Raw genomic sequence first — 19,284 nt, 5'->3', positions numbered from 1 at the left:
TTAGGACTCCTCTTGTCGGGTGCGGGCGGATTCAAGGGCGTGGGAAACAAGGGAATCAATGAGCTGGCCGTCATCGAGGTAGGAAACAGTGACGTGGGCGGCAGCTGCGGTATCAGCTGGAAATGGTACTGGGGACCAGGCATGAACCTTGGTGGTCGAGCCTAGGGAGGATTGGTGGAGGGGCAGGGCGTCGGCAAGCGCGAGTGCTTGCTCAACGTCCTTTGCGCTGCCGGTGAGCACGGGGTAGTGCGGCCGTTGGGATTCCAGGTCGGTGGGCTTATTGACCGTGCCGTCGTGCACGGTGATGACCTGGTCAACCAAACCTACGAGGTCTTCCGCGCGGTGCGAAGAAAGCACGAGTAGCCAATCCGGAGTGGCAGCGGCATGGGCGATGATGAGCTCTCGCAGGCGCGTCCGCGTCGGTGCGTCCAGGCCATTGAAAGGCTCATCGAGGAGGGTGACCGGTGTGCGCGCTGCCAGGGCAGTGGCGCAGGCAACCAGTTGGCGCTGGCCGGTGCTTAAAGAGCGGTTCTTGCTGCGCTTATCGACGCCCAAACTATCCAAAAGCTCCTCCGCATACTCCACGTCGAATTTATCGCGGACGTGCTCTGCGGCCCGCAGATGTTGGGCCACAGTAGAACCGGAAAGCAAGATATCGGCGCCGGTGCGCGCGATCGCCACTGACGAGGCGTCGATGCTGCCCTTGGTAGGCAGGAACCCCGCTACCGCACGCAAGAGAGTGGTCTTGCCTGCGCCATTGGGGCCGATCAATCCGTACATACCGGAGTTGAGATCGAGGTGCGGCACGTGCAGGCGGTGCTTGCAGGTGACGTTCTGCAACTTAAGGTGCGTCATGATGGTCTCCTTCGGCTTCGATGAGGTCAGCGATGTCGCTGGCACTTAATCCCAATGCGGCCCCTTCTTTCAGGAGGGGAACGATGAAGTCTTCCCTGAGTGATTCTTGGCGCTGGTGACGAACTTTCTCGCGCGCGCCCTCGCGTACAAACATGCCCAAGCCGCGGCGCTTTTCTAGCAGCCCTTCCTCGAAGAGGACGGTGAGAGCCTTGGCAGAGGTGGTCGGGTTGACGGAGTGGAACGCGGAAAGTTCGTTGGTACTGGGGGCGCGTTCGCCCTCTGGCAGTTCGCCACTGATGATCATGTCCCTAATCCCTCCTGCCAGTTGCTGGTAAATAGGCCGGGTGTCACTCATCCTGCGGCCCCTCTGATTCGTGGCATATGATTCCCTTTCCGGTGTATGGGTTAACCATTTATGAGGGTAACCATATAACGAAAGGTGCCCGCGGTCAACGGTAGGAGTGATATGGGGTGGAGCTGCGGTGTAAAAGCGGGTGTCCCCGCTGTGTAAGTTGTTGAATTAAAAATTTGCAACATTTACAGAATCGCCAACCTTGTTATTACTGGTCGACCTGTAGAAATGTCCGCAAGGTGGCTCCGTGGCTGGTAAGTGTGGCGAATTCGGCGTTAAAAAGGGCAGACATTTGAGGAGTGGCCCTCTAGACTGAGATGCGGATCACCCAACAGGAGGCGTTGCATCGCGGCGTCTTCCGAGCTGAAAGGAACACAGAAGTGGCTAATCCCGCGCTTCCATCGTTCAAAAAGATTCTGGTAGCCAACCGCGGCGAAATCGCCGTGCGTGCATTTCGCGCTGCCTTTGAAACTGGGGCAAAGACCGTAGCGGTCTACCCTCGTGAAGACCGTAACTCCTTCCATCGTGCGTTTGCGGATGAGGCCGTCCGTATTGGTACCGAGGGGCAGCCGGTAAAGGCTTATCTCGATATCGATGAAATCATTCGCGCCGCGAAGAAAGCGGAAGCGGATGCTATTTACCCCGGCTACGGTTTCCTTTCGGAGCGGGCGGATCTTGCTCGTGCCTGTGAGGACAATGGAATTAAGTTCATTGGCCCGACCCCCTCCACGCTGGATTTGACTGGTGATAAGGCTGCAGCGGTAAGCGCCGCGAAGGAAGCTGGGCTGCCGACGTTGCAGGATTCAGAACCATCGACGGACGTCGATAAGCTGGTGGAATACTCCAAGGATTTCAATTTCCCCGTATTCGTTAAGGCCGTTGCCGGTGGCGGCGGGCGCGGAATGCGCTTCGTAGAATCCGAAGATCAGCTGCGCGAGAAGGCTGCCGAGGCCTCCCGCGAAGCGGAAGCCGCATTCGGCGATGGCAGCGTCTACCTTGAAACCGCAGTAATCAAGCCACAGCACATCGAGGTGCAGATTCTGGCTGATAGCCAAGGCAACGTTATTCACCTCTTTGAGCGTGACTGCTCCGTCCAGCGCCGCCACCAGAAGGTAGTGGAAATCGCCCCAGCGCCGACGTTAGACCCAGAGCTGCGTGACCGCATCTGCCAAGATGCGGTAAAGTTCTGCGAACACATCAACTATGAGGGTGCAGGTACCGTGGAATTCCTCGTGGATGAGCGCGGCAACCACGTCTTTATCGAGATGAACCCGCGTGTGCAGGTGGAGCACACCGTGACCGAGGAAATCACCGGCGTCGACATCGTGAAGGCCCAGATGAATATCGCGGCCGGTGCCTCGCTGGAGGATATTCACCTCGCCCAAGACAAGATTTCCATCACCGGGTCTGCCCTTCAGTGCCGCATTACCACTGAAGATCCGAATAATGGTTTCCGCCCGGATACCGGTACGCTGACCGCGTATCGTTCGCCGGGCGGCGCTGGCGTGCGTTTGGACGGTGCAACCTCTGTGGGTGCAGAGGTATCGCCGAACTTCGATTCCTTGCTGGTAAAGATGACCTGTCGCGGCGTCAATTTCGAGCAGGCCGTGCAGCGCGCCCAGCGCGCGCTCAACGAATTCCACGTCTCCGGTGTGGCCACCAATATCGGCTTTTTGCGCGCCCTGCTGCGCGAGCCGGACTTCACTCAGACCCGTGTGGACACCAGCTTCATCAACGCACACCCGCACCTCCTCAAGGCACCGCCCGCCGTCGATGAGTCTGGTCGAATCCTCGAGTACATTGCGGAGACCACCGTTAATAAACCCAACGGCGAGCGCCCGACGGCACTTCGTCCCTTTGACAAGCTCCCCGAGCTGGACTCTTCTGAGCCGCTACCGCGCGGTTCCCGCGACGATCTGCTCGAGTTTGGGCCACAGAAGTGGGCAGAAAAGATCCGTAAGCAGCACGCACTCATGGTTACGGATACCACCTTCCGCGATGCCCACCAGTCCCTGCTGGCCACCCGCGTGCGTAGTACTGCGCTGGTTTCCGCCGCCGAGGCTGTCGCTCGCATGACCCCGAATCTCTTCTCCGTGGAGGCTTGGGGTGGTGCGACTTATGACGTCGCCATGCGCTTCCTCCACGAGGACCCCTGGGTACGCCTAGACATGCTGCGCGAGGCTATGCCGAACCAAAATATCCAGATGCTCCTGCGCGGCCGCAATACCGTGGGCTATACCCCATACCCAGATTCGGTCTGCCGCGGCTTCGTCCAAGAAGCAGCCAAGTCGGGCGTTGATGTCTTCCGCATCTTCGACGCACTTAACGACGTCTCCCAGATGCGCCCCGCCATCGAGGCCGTTCTCGAGACCAATACCACCGTTGCTGAGGTGGCCATGGCGTACTCCGGCGACCTTGCCTCGCCGAAGGAGAACCTGTACACGCTGGATTATTACCTCAAGCTGGCCGAACAGATTGTGGAGTCCGGCGCCCATATCCTCGCCATCAAGGATATGGCGGGTCTGCTTCGCCCAGAGGCTGCTTCCAAGCTGGTCATGGCGCTGCGCAAGGAATTCGATCTGCCGGTGCACGTGCACACGCACGATACCGCCGGTGGACAGATGGCCACTTACTATGCGGCTGCGCTCTCCGGTGCCGACATCGTCGATGGCGCCTCTGCGCCGCTGGCAGGAACCACCTCGCAGCCATCGCTGTCCGCGCTTATTGCCGCCTTCTCCCAATCCAACCGCGATACCGGCATCGACCTGCAGGCGGTTTCCGATCTCGAGCCGTACTGGGAGGCCGTGCGCCAGCTCTACGCTCCGTTCGAGAACGGCATCCCTGGCCCGACCGGTCGCGTGTACAAACACGAGATTCCAGGCGGTCAGCTCTCCAACCTGCGTGCCCAAGCCGTTGCTCTTGGCTTGGCGGATCGCTTCGAGGTCATCGAGGACACCTATGCAGCGGTCAATGAGATGCTGGGACGTCCGACCAAGGTCACCCCATCTTCCAAGGTCGTGGGCGATCTTGCCCTGCACCTTGTTGGCGCGGGCGTAGATCCTGCAGACTTCGCCGCTAACCCGACGAAGTTTGATATTCCGGACTCGGTTAACCAGTTCCTCCGCGGACAGCTCGGTACCCCTCCTGGTGGTTGGCCGGAACTGCGCGATAAGGTGCTCGACGGTCGCGAGGCGACCGGCGCCCAAATCAGCGAAGTTCCTGCTGAGGAGCAGCCGCACCTCGAGTCCGATAATTCGGATGAACGCCGTGCCAGCTTGAACCGCCTGCTCTTTCCCAAGCAGTTCGAGGAGTTCAACGAGTTCCGCCGTAAGTACGGCAATACCGAGGCGCTGACGGATACCACCTTCTTCTACGGTCTGACTGAAGGCGAAGAAAAGGTAGTCCACTACTTCCCAGAAGGCTCCACCGATCGCGCCGATCTCAAGCAGGTCGTGGTGCGTCTCGACGCCGTGGGTGAGCCGGATGAAAAGGGCATGCGTAACGTCGTACTCAATGTCAACGGTCAGATTCGCCCGATGAAGGTTCGCGACGAAAACGCCGAGTCCACCGTCGCCACCGTAGAAAAGGCTGACCCTTCCAACGAGGGACATGTCGCCGCACCATTCGCCGGCGTGGTCAATCCCACCGCCAAGCCTGGCGACGAGGTGAAGGCCGGCGACCAAATTGCCGTCATTGAGGCAATGAAGATGGAAGCTTCCATCTCCGCCACTAAGGATGGCGTGGTCGAACGCGTGGCCATCGGCCAGGCCACCAAGGTTGAAGGCGGCGACCTCATTGCTGTAATCAACTAGTCTGCACACTCAAGCGCCCCGCTTCCCTCGATTTATCTCGAGGCAGCGGGGCGCCTTGGTGTCTAGCAGCGGTAGAAATCAACGATTTCGCCCATCCAAATGACCAGATCCGTCGACGAAATCCTTGCTTTAGATGGACGAAATCGTTGATTCGCGATGATAGCGGAGGTTTGCCTTAGCCAAGGAGGACGGGCAATGCTAACGAGCCGACCAGGATGAGTATCACGAGGCCGAAAAAGACCTTGGCCTGCCACCGGGCATAATTAAACGACATTCCCGTACCGAAGCGCTTATCTACCAGTACCGCTGGGTCATCCGGGTTGTAATACATTACGCCCCATTTATAGAGGTGGTCATTGTCCGGTGATTCTTTGTCTTCATCGGAAAAGGGAATGCCGCGCAATTGCTCGGATAACCGGGATTGCTTGTAGAGAAGAAATACAACTAGACCGATGCTGCCACCAATGGCGAGAATCAACATTGTGATGATCGCGGCGCTGTGGAAGCGTTGATAGTGCGGGATAGGGCCGGTTACCTGTATGAAGGCCATCCCGGCGCTGATGAGCAGAGTAAGTACTCCCATTCCGGTGTTCGTGACAGCGAGGTTGGCTTCGTTACGCAGCCGCGCTTTAATGCTGCGCTCAGAGCGTGGGGACACCTCACTATGCGCGATAAAAGAGCAGATAATGGCAAATAGGCAGAGCTCGCCTAGAGCCACGAATGAGGAGAAAAACACGCTCCCGATTGATTTGTCGCTCCAATTGTCGGCTTCCATGGAGCCATTCCAATGCACGGGAACGGGGTCCGGAATGGCGGACCAGTGGGAAGCGACGATGATTGCACCGGCCGCGATGCACAACAGGGAAGAGAGCATGGTTACCCATGGAAAAGTCGGCGTAGGGAAGCCGTCGAAGTTGGGCGTGCCAATGGATTTGCGGGAAACACGGGCAGCGATGGTGGTTTCCACCTCGTCGAACCAGCCGCCCGCCTTTTTAGCGGCGATGATGCGGCGACGTTGGGAGATGTAGGCCCACATGCCACCGAGCGCTACCACGAGGGAAGGTAGTGCAGCTAATAACGGCAGTTTCCAGGCAAAGAGGGACATGGCCGTTGCCACGATGCCGCAGCTCCACGTGCGTGCCTTGAATCCAGCGAGGGCAGAGGTAACTGCAGGATCGGAAAGATAAGCCTTGGGCACGCGCACTCCGAGCGGTGTGCCAGGCGAGGCCAGGGAGGGGGCTGTGGCCATGATCCAGGTGATAACGAGGGTGGTGGCGGCCATTAAAAGTGTGAAAATCATGGTGATACTTCCAGGTCATTAAGGGTGGAGCTGAGTCGAGCGTGGAGCTCATCTGGGCTAAAGCCTTGGGCGCGGGCGAGTGCGACTACGCGGCTTAATTGCTCATTCAGTTGTTTTTCTTGTGAGGCGGTGCGAGAACCAGGCCTGACGATGGATCCGGACCGGCCGGCGGTTTCTACAAGGCCCTCGGAAACCAAGAGGTCGTAAGCCTTCTTTACGGTGGCGGGGTTAATGCCTATATCTTTGGCAACGCGGCGGACGGGATCTAGCTTGTCGCCATCGGAAAGCTGTCCGTGAGCGATAGCCAAAACGATTTCATCGTGAATTTGTTGAAATACGGGGACGTCAGATTCGGGGTTAAGGGTAATGAACATCTGTCACCTCCAATCTCTTTTCTGTATTACTTATAGTAACACAATCTGTATTGCTAGTTGTAATACAAAATGAGATCCCAAAGAAACCCCAGGTATGTGTGACTTAACGCAGTGACATACCTGGGGTGTTGGGGCAGGGAGACTAGAGGAAAAGAGCTACTGCGATGGCAGCAATACCGTAGCTCCCGCGCATGAAGTAACCGAAGACCTCGGGAGAGAAGGAGGCGCCGAAGCCGCCGGTATCGATGATATTCATGGTGGTCACACGTGCGGGACGGGAGCGCTTAAAGGCGGCGTAGCTAAGCCCCAAACAACATGCTGCGAGCGTGAACAGGGACAGCTTCCACACGGTGGCGATGAAGGCGGTGCCAAGAACGGCAGCACCTGCGGTGGCAGCCAGCGGCAGTCCCCAGTCGGGCCACGCACCATCGACGATGCGGCCGAAGGAGGCGGCGCGGCTGGTAGCGGCGCTGACAATGGTCCAAGCGGCAGTGAATCCAATGAGCGCAAGGCTGCCGAGCTGTGGGGCAAGCGCCAGGGTCAGCCCCATGACGGCGACTGCACCGAGGGGGATGTACCACCGGCGATACAGGCGCCAAGCAAAAAGGAGACTGAGCGAAGCCGTGGCACGCGAGCGCGGGCGCAGGCGCGCGGATTGGGAGGCGATGGCATCGGCAGAAACCTCAGAATCCAGTAGCCCAAAGGAGGACGAGCCGATGGCACGGGTACGGCCCGCGTGAAGGAGCGAGGCGAGATCGAAGGACCGCCAGCCGATGACAAACCGCAGCAGGGGTAGGGTTATCGCCGCATAGAGTGGAAGATGCAGTGACGTGCACAGGGCGAGGCCAAGGAGGCTTATGCCGGCGAGTTGCGCAATAGACAGCTTATCGACGCCTCCCATGCGCCCCCGCGGCCTATCCGCATAGACCCAACGCCCGAGCGAAAGGCTGCGCAGCGGATAGAGCGCCTCGAGGAGAACGATGAGGGCGAGCGAGCCGAACCCGGCACCAATGATTGCGGTGGCAGGAAGGGCGGCAGCCGTGCGCTGCGCGAGCGAGGGCAGAAGCGCTGCAGCATTGTGCCAGGCGTAAACGCTGACGCTCGCGATAAGTGCCGCGATGAAGGCGTAATAGATGGCTGAGGAGGCTGTGGAGAGAAGTTTCATGATATCTCCACCACCTCGTCGCAGGCATCGAAGATGGCTGGAGAATGGGAAGCAAGTACAACACAGCGGCCATCGGCTGCGAGGTGGCGTAGCTCCTCGGCCAAAAAGTCGATCCAGGTGTGGTCGAGGTGGCGTTCGGGCTCGTCGATAAGCAGGGCTTTGGCCGGCTGATAGAGCTGGGCTGCGAGGTAGACGCGCTGGCGCTGGCCCGAGGAAAGATCGCTGACCGCAGAATTCAGGATGGCTTGGTCGAGGGCCCAGAGCTCATGGATCTCGGTAAAGTCCACGCCGGTCCGGCGGGATAGCACACTAAAGTGCTCACCCACGGTGAGGTCGGGGAGAAAGACTGGGTCCCCGACGGAGATGACGGAACCGGCCGCCGCAGCGCTACCGGGCGCGGCACCGTCGATGAAAACGGTGCCATTTAGTGGGGCAATCTCGCCGCTCAACGTCTGCAGCAGCGTAGATTTACCCGCACCATTCGGGCCTTTCAGGCCGTATACGCGACCGACATCAAAGCCGCGATTGAGGTGCCCTAGGGCAGTGGCATGTCCGTAGGCTGCATCTATTTTCAACATCGTTGATAGGTTAGCAGACAGGCGGCTGGCCCTAGGGGGGGCTAAAAGCGGCGGAAGAATTTACCTGGGGCAAGCTCCTCGAAACCAGGCAGGGGCGTGGCCGACGAGATACCAGGAGCGGTCTGCTCGGCCGCGAGGTCGATGGCGTTGCTAATGAGCAGGGTGCGGGCGGCTGGATCGTCGGTGGCGACGACGAGCTCGGGGATTTCCTCGGGATCGAAGGGGGTGAGCCAGGCGGCGTCGTCAAGCGGGTGGGCTAAGGGATCGCCCAAGAAAGCTGGGCCTTTGTCAGCGGCGGGGTAGTAGCGCAAAAGCGCGGCGCCGCGGGGAGCAATGGTGGGATCCTCGTTCGCGGACATGGGCAAGGCGAGGACACCGCCGTCCACGATGGGGGACCACTCAGAGATATAAGAAGGGAAGAGGCCCGCGAGATAGTCGCGGTCCTCTTCCTTGGCCAAGCGCACGCCGAGGGAAGAAGCAGTCATTCTTCCAAGGCTAGCGGGGTAGGCTACTTGATTTCCAGCAGCACGCTGCCCTTGGTGGTAGAAGCGCCTGCTTCTACTGCCAGACCGGTAACGGTGCCGGCCTTATGCGCCTTGACGGGATTTTCCATCTTCATGGCCTCGAGAACGAGGAGGACCTCGCCCTCGGCGATCTCTTGGCCTTCTTCCACGTTGACCTTGATGACCGTGCCCTGCATTGGGGAGGTAACCGCATCGCCGGAAACGGCAGCCTTGGCGCCGGAACCCTTGCGCTTTTTCTTTTTCCGTGGGGCGCCGTTGATACCGAAGGACGCGGGGAGGGCTACCTCGATACGGCGGCCGTCGATTTCTACGGTGTGTACCTGGGAAGGCTCTGCCTCGGCAGCCTCGGCATCAGTGGAATCATCGTGGGCGGGAAGCTGGTTATCCCATTCCTCCTCGATCCACTTGGTGTAGACACCGAAGTTGCCGTCTTCTGCGGTGAAAGCTGGGTCAGCAACGATAGCCTGGTCAAACGGGATAACGGTGGGCAGGCCCTCAACCGTGTACTCGGATAGGGCGCGGGCGGAGCGACGCAGTGCGGTCTCGCGGTCTGGCCCCCAGACGATGAGCTTGGCCAGCATGGAATCGAACTGGCCGCCAATGACGGAGCCCTGGACGACGCCGGAATCCACACGCACACCCGGACCGGCCGGCTCGGAGTATTTCACGATGGTGCCAGGAGCCGGCATGAAGTTTGCCGCGGCATCCTCACCATTGATGCGGAACTCGAAAGCATGGCCGCGCGGGGCGGGGTCTTCCTGCAGGGAAAGCTCGTGGCCCTCGGCGATGCGGAACTGCTCGCGTACGAGGTCGAGGCCGGTGGTTTCCTCGGATACGGGGTGCTCCACCTGCAGGCGAGTATTGACCTCGAGGAAGGAAATGAGGCCATCGGCGCCCACCAGGTACTCAACGGTGCCGGCGCCGTAGTAGCCGGCCTCGCGGCAGATGCGCTTGGCAGACTCGTGGATGGAGGTGCGTTGCTCATCGGTAAGGAAAGGCGCGGGGGCTTCCTCGACTAGCTTTTGGAAGCGGCGCTGCAGGGAGCAATCGCGCGTGCCGACGACGACCACATTGCCGTGCTTATCCGCCAGCACCTGAGCCTCGACGTGGCGGGCGCGGTCCAGATAGCGCTCCACGAAGCACTCGCCGCGACCGAAGGCGGAGGTAGCCTCGCGGGTAGCAGATTCAAAGAGCTCGGGGATTTCCTCTGCAGAGTAGGCCACCTTCATGCCGCGACCGCCGCCGCCAAAGGCCGCCTTGATGGCAACGGGAAGGCCGTATTCCATGGCGAAAGACTGCACCTCATCGGCACCGGCTACCGGATCCTTAGTACCCGGGGCCATAGGGGCCTCGGCGCGCTCGGCGATGTGTCGCGCGGTGACCTTATCGCCCAAGTTGCGGATGGACTCAGGAGAGGGGCCAATCCAGGTCAAACCGGCGTCAATGACGGCTTGGGCAAAGTCGGCGTTTTCGGATAGGAAACCGTAGCCGGGGTGAATGGCATCTGCGCCGGATTTTTCTGCGGCGTCCAAAATCTTGTCAAAGACGAGGTAGGACTCGGCAGAAGTGGTGCCCCCGAGTGCAAAGGCTTCGTCGGCAAGCGAGGCGAAAGGTGCCTGGGCGTCTGGCTCGGCGTAGACGGCGACGGAAGCAATGCCAGCGTCGCGGGCCGCGCGGATCACGCGAACGGCGATCTCACCGCGGTTCGCTACGAGAACCTTTGAGATCTTTTTGGTTTCTACTGCCACGGCAGCAACCTCCTGAACACATTAGGTTGAATACGCAATCTATTCTTGCACACAAAAGCATGAGTTAATTTTCACGCACGCAAGGGGGACATTTTTGAACAAAAATAAACCCACATCCAGTGTGGACATGGGCTTATACGGCTAAACCGAAAAACTAACGCTCAATCGGCATTTTCACCATATTGCCCCACTCAGACCACGAACCATCGTAGACCTGCGCCTTTGTGAATCCCAAAAGATGCGTGAGTACAAACCACGTATGCGCGGCTTGGGCGCCCACGTGGGAATAGAGGATTGTGGCAGATTCAGGCTCCAACATTCCGTAATTGACCTGAAGCTCTTCGGCCGAGCGGAAGCAGGAGTTGGGGTAGGTGGAACGATCCCACTCGAGGTTGATCGCGCTAGGGATATGGCCGTGGCGCATGGTGGTGCCGTAGGCGGAATCGCCATTGGGATCGTGTTCGGTGGCCTCGCCCGCAAACTCTTCTGGGCTGCGGGTGTCTACGAGCGTGCCTTCGGTCTCGCGCACCTGATCTACGAAGGCGCGCAGCATAGAGTCATCGCGGCTTACTTCGGGATATTCGGATGCTGGGAAGTCTGGAACCATGAAAGAGGTATCGCGTTCCTCGGCCATCCACGCATTGCGGCCGCCATCGAGCAGGCGAACGTCCTTGTGCCCGAAGAGGGTAAATACCCACAGGGCGTAGGCAGCCCACCAATTGGACTTGTCGCCGTAAAGAACAATCGTATCGTCGGCGTTAATGCCCTTCTCTCGCATTAGGGAAGTGAATTCTTCTCCGTCGATGAAATCACGGGTAAGTGGGCTAAGTAGTTCCGTGCGGAAGTTAATGCGGGTGGCAGTGGGGATATGGCCAATGTCATAGAGGAGCGAGTCTTCATCCACCTCAATAACGCGCAGGCCTTTGATGCCTAGGCGTGCGGACAGCCACGGTGCAGACACGAGGCGTTCGGGATGTGCGTATTCCTGGAATGGGGGATAGGGATCAACGTCAGCCACTGTCCGCCTGCCTTTCCTATAAGGGTTAATAATTCGCTCCCACCACTTTAACCCGATTTTTCCCGTGATGATCACTCGGGCATTATTCCTGTGGCCTGAGATACAGGTTTTAACCGGTGATTGGGGCCGCCGGCCGGCGGGGTTAAAGGGAGGGGGCAGTTGGGCGCGCGGAGGAAGAAGAGCTGGGATAAACTCGGGATATGGTGCGACAACGTGCTATGAACACCACCTATGAAGGGAACTGCAAGTGCACAAGGCAATTGTTGTATTTGAGGTAGAAGGCGGCTCGGATAAAGGCGCAGATGGCCACCGCAAAGACACCATGCCAATCGTCAATGCGATCAAGGAACAAGGCTGGGAGGCAGAGGTAATCTACTTCCATCCGGACAAGTCTGAAGAGATCTACACTCAGGTTTCTGAAAACTTTGATGCCTATATCTCCCGCGTCAACCCCGGCAATATCCCCGGCGGTGAGAAGGGCTACTTCGAATTGCTGAGCAAGCTGGCAGATGCCGGCCTGGTAGGTATGTCCACTCCGGCGGACATGATGGCCTATGGCGCCAAGGACGCCCTGGTTAAGCTCAATGACACCCCGCTGGTGCCGGACGATACTGCCGCGTACTACGAGGTGGAAGAGCTGCATAATACCTTCCCCACCTCGCTGTCCTATGGCGAGCGCGTGCTCAAGCAAAACCGCGGCTCCACGGGTGAAGGCATTTGGCGCGTGCGCCTCGCGGATACGGATCTTGCCCAGTCCGTTGAGCCGGGGACTGCGCTCCCGCTCGATACCGCTTTGAAGTGCACCGAGGCAGTGGATAACCAGACCCATGACTACAAGCTGGGTGCTTTCATGGACTTCTGCGACCAGTACATTGTGGGCGATAACGGCATGCTGGTGGATATGCGCTTTATGCCGCGCATTGTAGAGGGCGAAATCCGCATCCTGCTCGTGGGCAATGAGCCGGTATTCATTGTGCACAAGAAGCCAGCGGAAGGCGGCGATAACTTCTCCGCAACGCTCTTCTCTGGTGCCAAGTACACCTACGATAAGCCGGAATCGTGGCCGGAACTGCTGGAGATGTTTGATAAGGCGCGCCCCGTTATCGCAGAGAAGCTCGGCGATACCAAGGATGTTCCGCTGATTTGGACTGCGGACTTCATGCTTGATGACGCCCCCGATGGCACCGACACCTACGTCCTCGGCGAGATCAACTGCTCCTGCGTTGGCTTCACTTCCGAGCTGGACATGGGAATCCAAGAAAAGGTTGCCGCCGAGGCAATTCGACGCGTTCAGGACGCGAACGCCTAGCGCTAGCTGTATCCTGCCAAGTAGCCCCACGGGAGACCGTGGGGCATTTTCCTACCATCCCTAAAACATTTTGAGGACCGCATAATGGCTGATAATGACTTCAATTCCGACGGTTTCCCGAAGGATTTTTCCCCGCGCGATTTTTCCGAAACTCCGCACCACCGCGCTGGGGATGCTGCGAAAAACGCTGAGGGAGCCAGCGCTGCCGAGGTGAATGAGACCAAGGAGTTTGGCTCTTTCGATGTAGATGAAACGAAGTCATTTGGTCACACTGATCAGTTTGGTGATTCTGGAAACTCGCGGGATCTTTCCTCTCAGAAGCCAGCCGAGCGGGCTAGTTCGGCTGCTTCTGCGGCATCTCCAAGTACCGGCAACTCCGATTTCTGGGCCACGCAGTCTTCCGCCGCAGGTCAGGGCGCTGCCTCCCGTGCGCATAACCCATTTACGGATTCGGCATCGACGGACGTTGCTGCGAACGGCAACCAATTCGGTTCCGCCCAGTCCACGAACGAGCAACCGGCTTTTGGCGGTTACGCTCAACAGCAGGGAACGGGGCAAGGATTCGGAGAGTTCCCTTCGGTTAGCGCTGCTCCTGCCAATTCTGACCAGGATTTGGATAATAAGAACAGTCGCATGAGCGGTGCTCTCAAGGGCTTGGCCAAAAAGGATGGGCTCTTGGGCGGACTTTTTGAGTTCGAGTTCAAGCACTTCTTGACCATCACCCACGTGAAGGAGATCTATAAGGTCGCCATGATTCTTGGTGGAATCATGTGGATTCTGCACCTTCTCGGTGCCTTCTTATTCGCTACCGGCATGGGCATTTATGGCATCGAGGAGGACTCCGCGTCCGCCATCTTCGGAAGCATTTTTGCTTTCATCTTCCTAGCGGTCCTGAGCACCATCATCTTCTACGCTTTTATGGTGGCTATCAGGCTGTTCCTAGAGGCTATGGTGGCAAACGTGCGGATCGCCCAAAACACCGGCGATATCCTCGACAAAATGGACTAATCTTTTGCGATGAGTGGCTCGCTGAACAAAGCGAGTGGCAATGCGAGAAATGAGGAACGCCCCAGCAGATTGTACTGGGGCGCTTGTCGTAGAGTCCGAGGCCTTTTGCGGGCTGGCTAAAGGCTAGTCGTAAGTTCCAAGCTGGTAACTGGGAAGATCAACCCACATCTTGTTGAATTCCTCGACTTCACCAGAAACTGGTGCAATGGTGTCGCCTTGTGCCTGTAGGCGCACGGTGTGGTGCGCGGTAATGCCCTCCGCGGTGGAGCGGCTGCGCTCTCCCCAGGTGAAATCGACTTGGTCGTCAGAGACCGAGGTGACGTTTTCTACCTTTTCGAAGACGGACATGTCCTTGGCCGGAGCACCGTTGACATAGAGGGCGAGTCCATCAACCATTGAGGCGCCGGTGCCTGCCGGACCTTCCACATCGCCCAATGAACCGCGGAAAATGATCCAGCTAATCGTGGCGCAGGGATCATAGGCGTTCTCGATATCGCCGATCCAAAAGTTGAAATCGCTGCCATCGTCAGCGGGCATGCGCCCAGGTGCGGTGCCAGAGGCATAAACCTTGCGCGGGTCGTTGGGCAGTTCCGCGCATTCGCGGTCTTTGCCCTTTTCCTGTTGCTGCGTGGTGGCCTTTTCACCTTTGTCGGTGGAGTCTGACGGGGATGACGCCTTAGTAGAAGCGGCGTCGTCCGCTCCGGACGCTTCAGTCTCGGCCGGTGCTTGGCTGGAAAAGACTGGCTGTTCGGAGGAAGAAGAATCCTCTTGGGAACCGCAGGCGTTAAGCGCTAGTGGCAGGGAAGTGGCAAGCAGCAGAGCGGCAGAGAATCGCCGTAAGCGGCGAGGAGGCACGGCAGGCATGGCGGCTCTCCAAGTCTAGTCGAGGAGGGTGGCGACGCTGTCTGGGTCGGCGTCGGAAAGCATTTGGCGAATGCGGTCGTACTCATCGTCCTCGCCGATGGCCTTAGCGGCATGGCCGAGGGCGGCGATGGCGCGCAGCACGCCCTGGTTCGGTTCGTGGGAGAAGGGGACCGGGCCCCAGCCCTTCCACCCATTCCCGCGCAGGCGGTCCAGGCTACGGTGGTAGCCCGTGCGCGCGTAGGCGTAGGCGGTGATGAAAGCGGCTGGCTCAGCGCCCTCCTGCTGCTTAAGCTCTTGCTCAGCAAGCAAGGCCCACAGCAGCGGAGAATCCGGATGGGCAACGATGCCGGCGGCGAGATCCGAGGTGGAGTCCGCACCGGGATCGGCTGGCAGCTCAATGGGTTTCGGGGCAAGCATGTCTTTCATTTCCATGCCACCCCACTGTAGCGACGCCGGCGCGCAGCTACCAGAAATCGGAGACGTTAAGGTCAAATGAATACAGCGCGCGGCGCACCACCGGCAGGGAAAGCCCAATAACGGAGGAAGGATCGCCTTCGATGCGGTCAATGAACCAGCCGCCCATTGCCTCCAAAGTAAAAGCACCGGCGCACTGGAGTGGCTCACCGGATCGGGCATACGCTGCGATATCGGCTTCGCTGGCGTGGGCAAAGTGAACCGTGGTGGTAGATGTTTCCACATGGCGCCTATCGCCAAAGAGGAGGCAGTGGCCGGTAAGCAGCTCGGCCGTGCGGCCGGCTTGCTGGTGCCAGCGTTCGATGGTGGCTTCCTCGGCGTGCGGTTTGCCTTGTAACTCGCCGCCGAGCAACAGCATAGAATCGCCGCCGATGACGGGCTCGGTGGGGTAGCGCTCGGCCACCTTTTCGGCCTTGGCTGTCGCTAGGGCCGCCACGATATCGGCCGGTGGGCGGCCGGCGAGCGAGGCTTCAAGGGAGCGCTCATCAATGTCGGCCGGTTCCAAGACAGGTTCTACGCCCGCGCCGCGCAAGATGGACGCACGCGAGGGCGATTGGGAGGCGAGGATGAGCCGCATTAGAAGTACCGCACTGTATGGAAAGCGGAGGGATTATAAATGCGCTGCGACCCAAAGCGCTCGAAGCGCTCAGCCGGGTTGCCCCATTCATTGCGCTCGCCGATAGCACCCGAGTGCTTTGCACTCATCTGCGCCAACACCGTGCGCAGGGCCGCGAGCTCGTCTTCAGTGGGATTGCCCTTTACTACCTTGATTTCAGGCGTAGACATCTCGCCTCCTAAACAGTTCCGTGCTTCTTGGGTACCTGCGCCACGGCCTTGCGCTCTAGCAGACGCAGGCCTTCCACCAGGTAGTGGCGGGTGGCGGAAGGCTCGATGACATTATCGGCCAGCCCGCGCTCCGCAGCGGCATACGGGTGCAAGAAGAGCTCGTCCATCTCTTCTTCCTTTTCCTCAGAGCCATAGATGGCCAGGGAAGCCTGGGAGGCTTGGGTGACGGCAATTTCTGCGGTGGGCCACGCGTAGACCAGGTCCGCCCCCAGGTCTTTTGCACCCATAAATACGTAGGCCGGGCCAATAGCCTTGCGGGTAATTACAGTGAGCTTGCCGACGCTCGCTTCGGCCTGCGCATAGGCAAACTTCGACGCCCTGCGAAGCAGGCCTGCCTTTTCCTCTTCCGGGGTAGGCACAAAGCCTGGGGAGTCCACGAATTCCACGATGGGAGTATTGAAGGCATCGCACGTGCGCACGAAGCGCGCGGCTTTTTCTGCGGCGGCGGAATCCAGTGCACCGGCCAATGCTAGCGGCTGGTTGGCAACGATGCCGACGGTGCGGCCATCGATGTAGGCAAAGCCAGTGACGATATTTTGGGCCGCTTCTGCAGAGAGTTCGAAGAATGACCCCTCATCGACTACAGCCTTAATGACATCGTTTATGTCATAGGCCTGCGCGGCGGTATCCGGGATGACGCTATTGAGATCAAAGTCCGCGACGCTACCGGCATCCACACGCGGCGCCTCTGCGCGGTTATTGGCGGGGAAGTAAGCCAAAACGTCGCGCACGAGGGACAAAGCCTGCTTGTCGTCGCTGGCCACCAGGTGAGCGGTGCCGGACTCTGCGTGGGCTGCGGCGCCGCCAAAGGTCTCTGGCTCCGCGCCGGCCACGTGGCTGGCAGCCTGGTGGAGGGCGGTGCCTTGGGTGACTATAAGGACATCAGCAAACGTCGGCGCGAACGCCGCAATGCCGCTGGTATTGCCTGCGATAACGGAGATCTGCGGAATGAGGCCCGAGGCTTGGGAGACACGCGCCATGAGGCGGGCGTATCCAGCCATGGTGACGATGCCTTCTTGTACACGCGGGCCGGTGGATTCATAAATGCCGATAACGGGAACACCGGTCTTGATGGCGAGGTCATAAATCTTGGTGAGCTTTTCGGCATAAACCTCACCCATCGTTCCATCGAAGATTTCTCCGTCCTGGCTAAAGACGCATACGCGGCGGCCATCGATGGTGCCGTAGCCGGTAACCACGCCATCTGTATAGGGGCGGTCATGCTCGCGGCCGAAGTCGGTGGAACGGTGGCGGGCCAGTGCGTCCGTTTCCACAAAGGAGCCCTCATCGAGCAGCTGCGTCACGCGGGTGCGGGCGGCCGGCTCGCCTTCTCCCAGCGGTGCGCGGGACTCGGCAAGCTTGGCGTCCAGGTCCTCGATCTTGCCGGCGGTGGTTTTCAGGTCAGTCATAGGCCCCCACACTACTAGCGCACCCCGGTCAATGCGGAATGAAAGGCAGCAAGAGCGAGGAGTGAAAATCGTTTATGTGGTACTTGCCACCGCACCGTGGACTAAGCATTAAACCTGGGAATTCCTTGAATGGCACCCCGCTCGCTTACCCTATTGTGGGGGTGGTGACCAGTGTAAACATTTTAGGGCGCTGGGCAGGTGAGCGCTAATTGTTGCACCTCAAGGGAGGTAAAAAGATTAGAAAAGTTTTCATTCAACTATTGATGTGAGTCTTGTAATCCCTTATTATTATCTGAGTCTTCATGAATGTTTCCCCTGTTTTTTAACGATCTATTAAGGACGGTCTTCTGGTGATTAAAAAGGGACTGCGCTTGCTCGCACCGCTCGCCGTAGCGGCTCTCTTCACGCCAGTGGCGCACGCGGGAGATATTCCCCCGATGCCGCAGGCATATCCCATTTCCAACCTCTATAAGAGCTGCAGTGCCGCTGGCGACAATGTCGAGCGCGAATGGCGCTTTGCAGAAACCGGCCGCCGCTACATGAGCGATGGCACCCTGCAGTTCAAAAACACCACCAATCAAGAAGTGCCCTACACCGCCGAGGTAGAAACCGGTACCAATCACGAGATTGATGCCAATTCTAAGGCCAAGCTGCCTTCTGGTTGGGACACCACCGCCAAGTCCGATATTGGTCTGAAGATGACCAATGGTTGGCGCGATAAAGAAACTTTCGGCCCAGTGAAGCTGAAGCCGGGTGAGTCCTTCCGCGTCGAGTACGGGGTCATCGAAAAGGACTTCATCTCCATGTTCGTGGGCTGCAATGATGACCGCCTGGAAAACATCCCGGGTGCCAACGTCATCCGCGGTAAGGGCCCGGCCGAGCGTTACGCCTTTGCCTACATCATTAAGGCAGATGGCTCCGTGTCCGATCTGGCCATGGAAATTCCTTCCCGCTCTCCGGGGGCAAACTCCAAGCCGATCGAGGGTACCTACACCTCCGTATCCGGCCCGAGCCTAGAAAAGATTGCCGATCCTAAAAAGGATGAGATCATGCAGCCGGCCGCGGAACTGCAGCGCGATCCATCCTGGCCAAAGGAAGGCGATAAGTGTGAAGCTGGCGATACCTCCTGGTACCCGCTGGACATCACCGCTGTAAAGCCGACCTACCGCAAGGCCGGCTACTCCACCGACTTCCTCAACTGGTCCAAGGGCGATTATGAATTCGCCCCAGTGACTGACTTCGTCGTTGGCGCCGAGCACGCCCCGTACACCAACTGGCAGGGCAACCGCGGCGATATTCCGAAGGGCTGGCTGGAGTCCGTCGGTGCCGTAAAGCGCGCCTACATGCCGGTCGGCACCGAGCTCAAGCACGTTGACCTCAAGCCAGGCGAGCGCGTGCGCGTGGAGTATGGCACCACCATGACCCGCATCAACTACCGCGAGATTCACTGCGGCAAGAGCGGAAACTACGACCTCACCTCTAACTACAAGCAGACCTCCGCCCCGAGTGGGTTCTGGGCAGAGGCCAAGATCACCGATAAGGCCGGCAATACCCGTACTGAGGACGTCACTCCGGACGAATTCCGCGACCTGCCGGTTCCGACCCAGACCATCTACTAAACCCCACCACACCTACACAAGGAGAAAGT

The 19,284-nt window shown here is 59.0% G+C and carries 17 protein-coding genes and 1 pseudogene; 4 read left to right on the top strand and 14 right to left on the bottom strand.

The window, feature by feature from the left end:
* A complete protein-coding gene (locus RAE07_RS02195; RefSeq protein ID WP_248099769.1) occupies positions 1-855 on the bottom strand; it encodes an ATP-binding cassette domain-containing protein in 855 nt (284 codons plus the stop codon).
* On the bottom strand, positions 842-1,210 hold the full coding sequence (locus tag RAE07_RS02190; RefSeq protein ID WP_049359605.1) for a GntR family transcriptional regulator: 369 nt from the start codon (positions 1,208-1,210) through the stop codon (positions 842-844). Before RAE07_RS02190 ends, RAE07_RS02195 begins: the two co-directional genes overlap by 14 nt.
* 377 nt (positions 1,211-1,587) lie before the next feature.
* On the opposite strand from RAE07_RS02190, the gene RAE07_RS02185 reads away from it, so the two are divergent.
* Positions 1,588-5,019 carry a pyruvate carboxylase gene (locus RAE07_RS02185; protein WP_248099767.1) on the top strand — a complete coding sequence of 1,144 codons (3,432 nt, stop codon included), beginning with the start codon at positions 1,588-1,590 and terminating at the stop codon, positions 5,017-5,019.
* A 253-nt stretch (positions 5,020-5,272) separates the two neighbouring features.
* Here the strand turns inward: RAE07_RS02185 and RAE07_RS11960 are convergent.
* The 7 genes and pseudogenes from RAE07_RS11960 to RAE07_RS02150 form a co-directional block, all read right to left on the bottom strand.
* Positions 5,273-5,893 (bottom strand): annotated as a pseudogene (locus RAE07_RS11960) (DUF1648 domain-containing protein); the annotation flags it as partial.
* A gap of 422 nt (positions 5,894-6,315) precedes the next feature.
* Positions 6,316-6,693, bottom strand: a complete 378-nt coding sequence (locus RAE07_RS02175; protein WP_239206227.1) for a GntR family transcriptional regulator — start codon at positions 6,691-6,693, stop codon at positions 6,316-6,318.
* Positions 6,694-6,835: 142 nt separating this feature from the next.
* A complete protein-coding gene (locus RAE07_RS02170) occupies positions 6,836-7,858 on the bottom strand; it encodes an ABC transporter permease (protein WP_239206229.1) in 1,023 nt (340 codons plus the stop codon).
* Complete coding sequence (locus RAE07_RS02165) at positions 7,855-8,436, bottom strand: ABC transporter ATP-binding protein (protein ID WP_248099761.1); 582 nt, start codon at positions 8,434-8,436, stop codon at positions 7,855-7,857. Before RAE07_RS02165 ends, RAE07_RS02170 begins: the two co-directional genes overlap by 4 nt.
* Before the next feature lie 41 nt (positions 8,437-8,477).
* Positions 8,478-8,921: a hypothetical protein gene (locus tag RAE07_RS02160; protein WP_248099759.1), complete on the bottom strand. Its 444-nt coding sequence runs from the start codon at positions 8,919-8,921 to the stop codon at positions 8,478-8,480.
* 23 nt (positions 8,922-8,944) lie between these two features.
* Entirely contained in the window at positions 8,945-10,708 is a 1,764-nt protein-coding gene (locus RAE07_RS02155) for an acetyl/propionyl/methylcrotonyl-CoA carboxylase subunit alpha (protein ID WP_248099757.1), read from the bottom strand.
* Between the two features lie 154 nt (positions 10,709-10,862).
* Complete coding sequence (locus tag RAE07_RS02150; protein WP_023020692.1) at positions 10,863-11,726, bottom strand: sulfurtransferase; 864 nt, start codon at positions 11,724-11,726, stop codon at positions 10,863-10,865.
* A gap of 247 nt (positions 11,727-11,973) precedes the next feature.
* Here RAE07_RS02150 and RAE07_RS02145 point away from each other — a divergent pair, with 247 nt between their 5' ends.
* Complete coding sequence (locus tag RAE07_RS02145; protein ID WP_317001233.1) at positions 11,974-13,035, top strand: Cj0069 family protein; 1,062 nt, start codon at positions 11,974-11,976, stop codon at positions 13,033-13,035.
* A gap of 84 nt (positions 13,036-13,119) precedes the next feature.
* Positions 13,120-14,043 carry a DUF4282 domain-containing protein gene (locus tag RAE07_RS02140; protein ID WP_317001232.1) on the top strand — a complete coding sequence of 308 codons (924 nt, stop codon included), beginning with the start codon at positions 13,120-13,122 and terminating at the stop codon, positions 14,041-14,043.
* Between the two features lie 123 nt (positions 14,044-14,166).
* Here RAE07_RS02140 and RAE07_RS02135 read toward each other — a convergent pair whose 3' ends face one another.
* Genes RAE07_RS02135 through RAE07_RS02115 form a run of 5 tightly spaced genes read right to left on the bottom strand, consistent with a single transcriptional unit; the run spans position 14,167 to position 17,636 of the window.
* Positions 14,167-14,907: a hypothetical protein gene (locus RAE07_RS02135; RefSeq protein ID WP_317001231.1), complete on the bottom strand. Its 741-nt coding sequence runs from the start codon at positions 14,905-14,907 to the stop codon at positions 14,167-14,169.
* 15 nt (positions 14,908-14,922) lie between these two features.
* Entirely contained in the window at positions 14,923-15,339 is a 417-nt protein-coding gene (locus RAE07_RS02130) for a DUF3151 domain-containing protein (RefSeq protein WP_034655777.1), read from the bottom strand.
* A 31-nt stretch (positions 15,340-15,370) separates the two neighbouring features.
* The gene (locus RAE07_RS02125; protein ID WP_317001230.1) at positions 15,371-15,958 is read right to left on the bottom strand and encodes a Maf family protein; all 588 of its coding nucleotides are present in this window, start codon (positions 15,956-15,958) and stop codon (positions 15,371-15,373) included.
* Positions 15,958-16,167: an acyl-CoA carboxylase subunit epsilon gene (locus RAE07_RS02120; RefSeq protein ID WP_248099749.1), complete on the bottom strand. Its 210-nt coding sequence runs from the start codon at positions 16,165-16,167 to the stop codon at positions 15,958-15,960. Before RAE07_RS02120 ends, RAE07_RS02125 begins: the two co-directional genes overlap by 1 nt.
* 8 nt (positions 16,168-16,175) lie before the next feature.
* Positions 16,176-17,636, bottom strand: a complete 1,461-nt coding sequence (locus RAE07_RS02115; protein WP_023020699.1) for an acyl-CoA carboxylase subunit beta — start codon at positions 17,634-17,636, stop codon at positions 16,176-16,178.
* Between the two features lie 350 nt (positions 17,637-17,986).
* On the opposite strand from RAE07_RS02115, the gene RAE07_RS02110 reads away from it, so the two are divergent.
* Complete coding sequence (locus RAE07_RS02110; protein ID WP_317001229.1) at positions 17,987-19,255, top strand: hypothetical protein; 1,269 nt, start codon at positions 17,987-17,989, stop codon at positions 19,253-19,255.
* Positions 19,256-19,284: the final 29 nt, after the last annotated feature.

Source organism: Corynebacterium nasorum (assembly GCF_032821635.1).
Classification (GTDB): Bacteria; Actinomycetota; Actinomycetes; order Mycobacteriales; family Mycobacteriaceae; genus Corynebacterium; species Corynebacterium kefirresidentii.
Note: the sequence above shows the minus strand (reverse complement) of the source record. Positions and strands in the feature narration are given on the sequence as shown.

Bases quoted from the DNA above. Each gene is read 5' to 3' on its own strand.
- RAE07_RS02195 (WP_248099769.1), bottom strand. From the start codon at position 855: ATGACGCACCTTAAGTTGCAGAACGTCACCTGCAAGCACCGCCTGCAC.
- RAE07_RS02190 (WP_049359605.1), bottom strand. From the start codon at position 1,210: ATGAGTGACACCCGGCCTATTTACCAGCAACTGGCAGGAGGGATTAGG.
- RAE07_RS02175 (WP_239206227.1), bottom strand. From the start codon at position 6,693: ATGTTCATTACCCTTAACCCCGAATCTGACGTCCCCGTATTTCAACAA.
- RAE07_RS02170 (WP_239206229.1), bottom strand. From the start codon at position 7,858: ATGAAACTTCTCTCCACAGCCTCCTCAGCCATCTATTACGCCTTCATC.
- RAE07_RS02165 (WP_248099761.1), bottom strand. From the start codon at position 8,436: ATGTTGAAAATAGATGCAGCCTACGGACATGCCACTGCCCTAGGGCAC.
- RAE07_RS02160 (WP_248099759.1), bottom strand. From the start codon at position 8,921: ATGACTGCTTCTTCCCTCGGCGTGCGCTTGGCCAAGGAAGAGGACCGC.
- RAE07_RS02140 (WP_317001232.1), top strand. From the start codon at position 13,120: ATGGCTGATAATGACTTCAATTCCGACGGTTTCCCGAAGGATTTTTCC.
- RAE07_RS02135 (WP_317001231.1), bottom strand. From the start codon at position 14,907: ATGCCTGCCGTGCCTCCTCGCCGCTTACGGCGATTCTCTGCCGCTCTG.
- RAE07_RS02130 (WP_034655777.1), bottom strand. From the start codon at position 15,339: ATGGAAATGAAAGACATGCTTGCCCCGAAACCCATTGAGCTGCCAGCC.
- RAE07_RS02125 (WP_317001230.1), bottom strand. From the start codon at position 15,958: ATGCGGCTCATCCTCGCCTCCCAATCGCCCTCGCGTGCGTCCATCTTG.
- RAE07_RS02120 (WP_248099749.1), bottom strand. From the start codon at position 16,167: ATGTCTACGCCTGAAATCAAGGTAGTAAAGGGCAATCCCACTGAAGAC.
- RAE07_RS02115 (WP_023020699.1), bottom strand. From the start codon at position 17,636: ATGACTGACCTGAAAACCACCGCCGGCAAGATCGAGGACCTGGACGCC.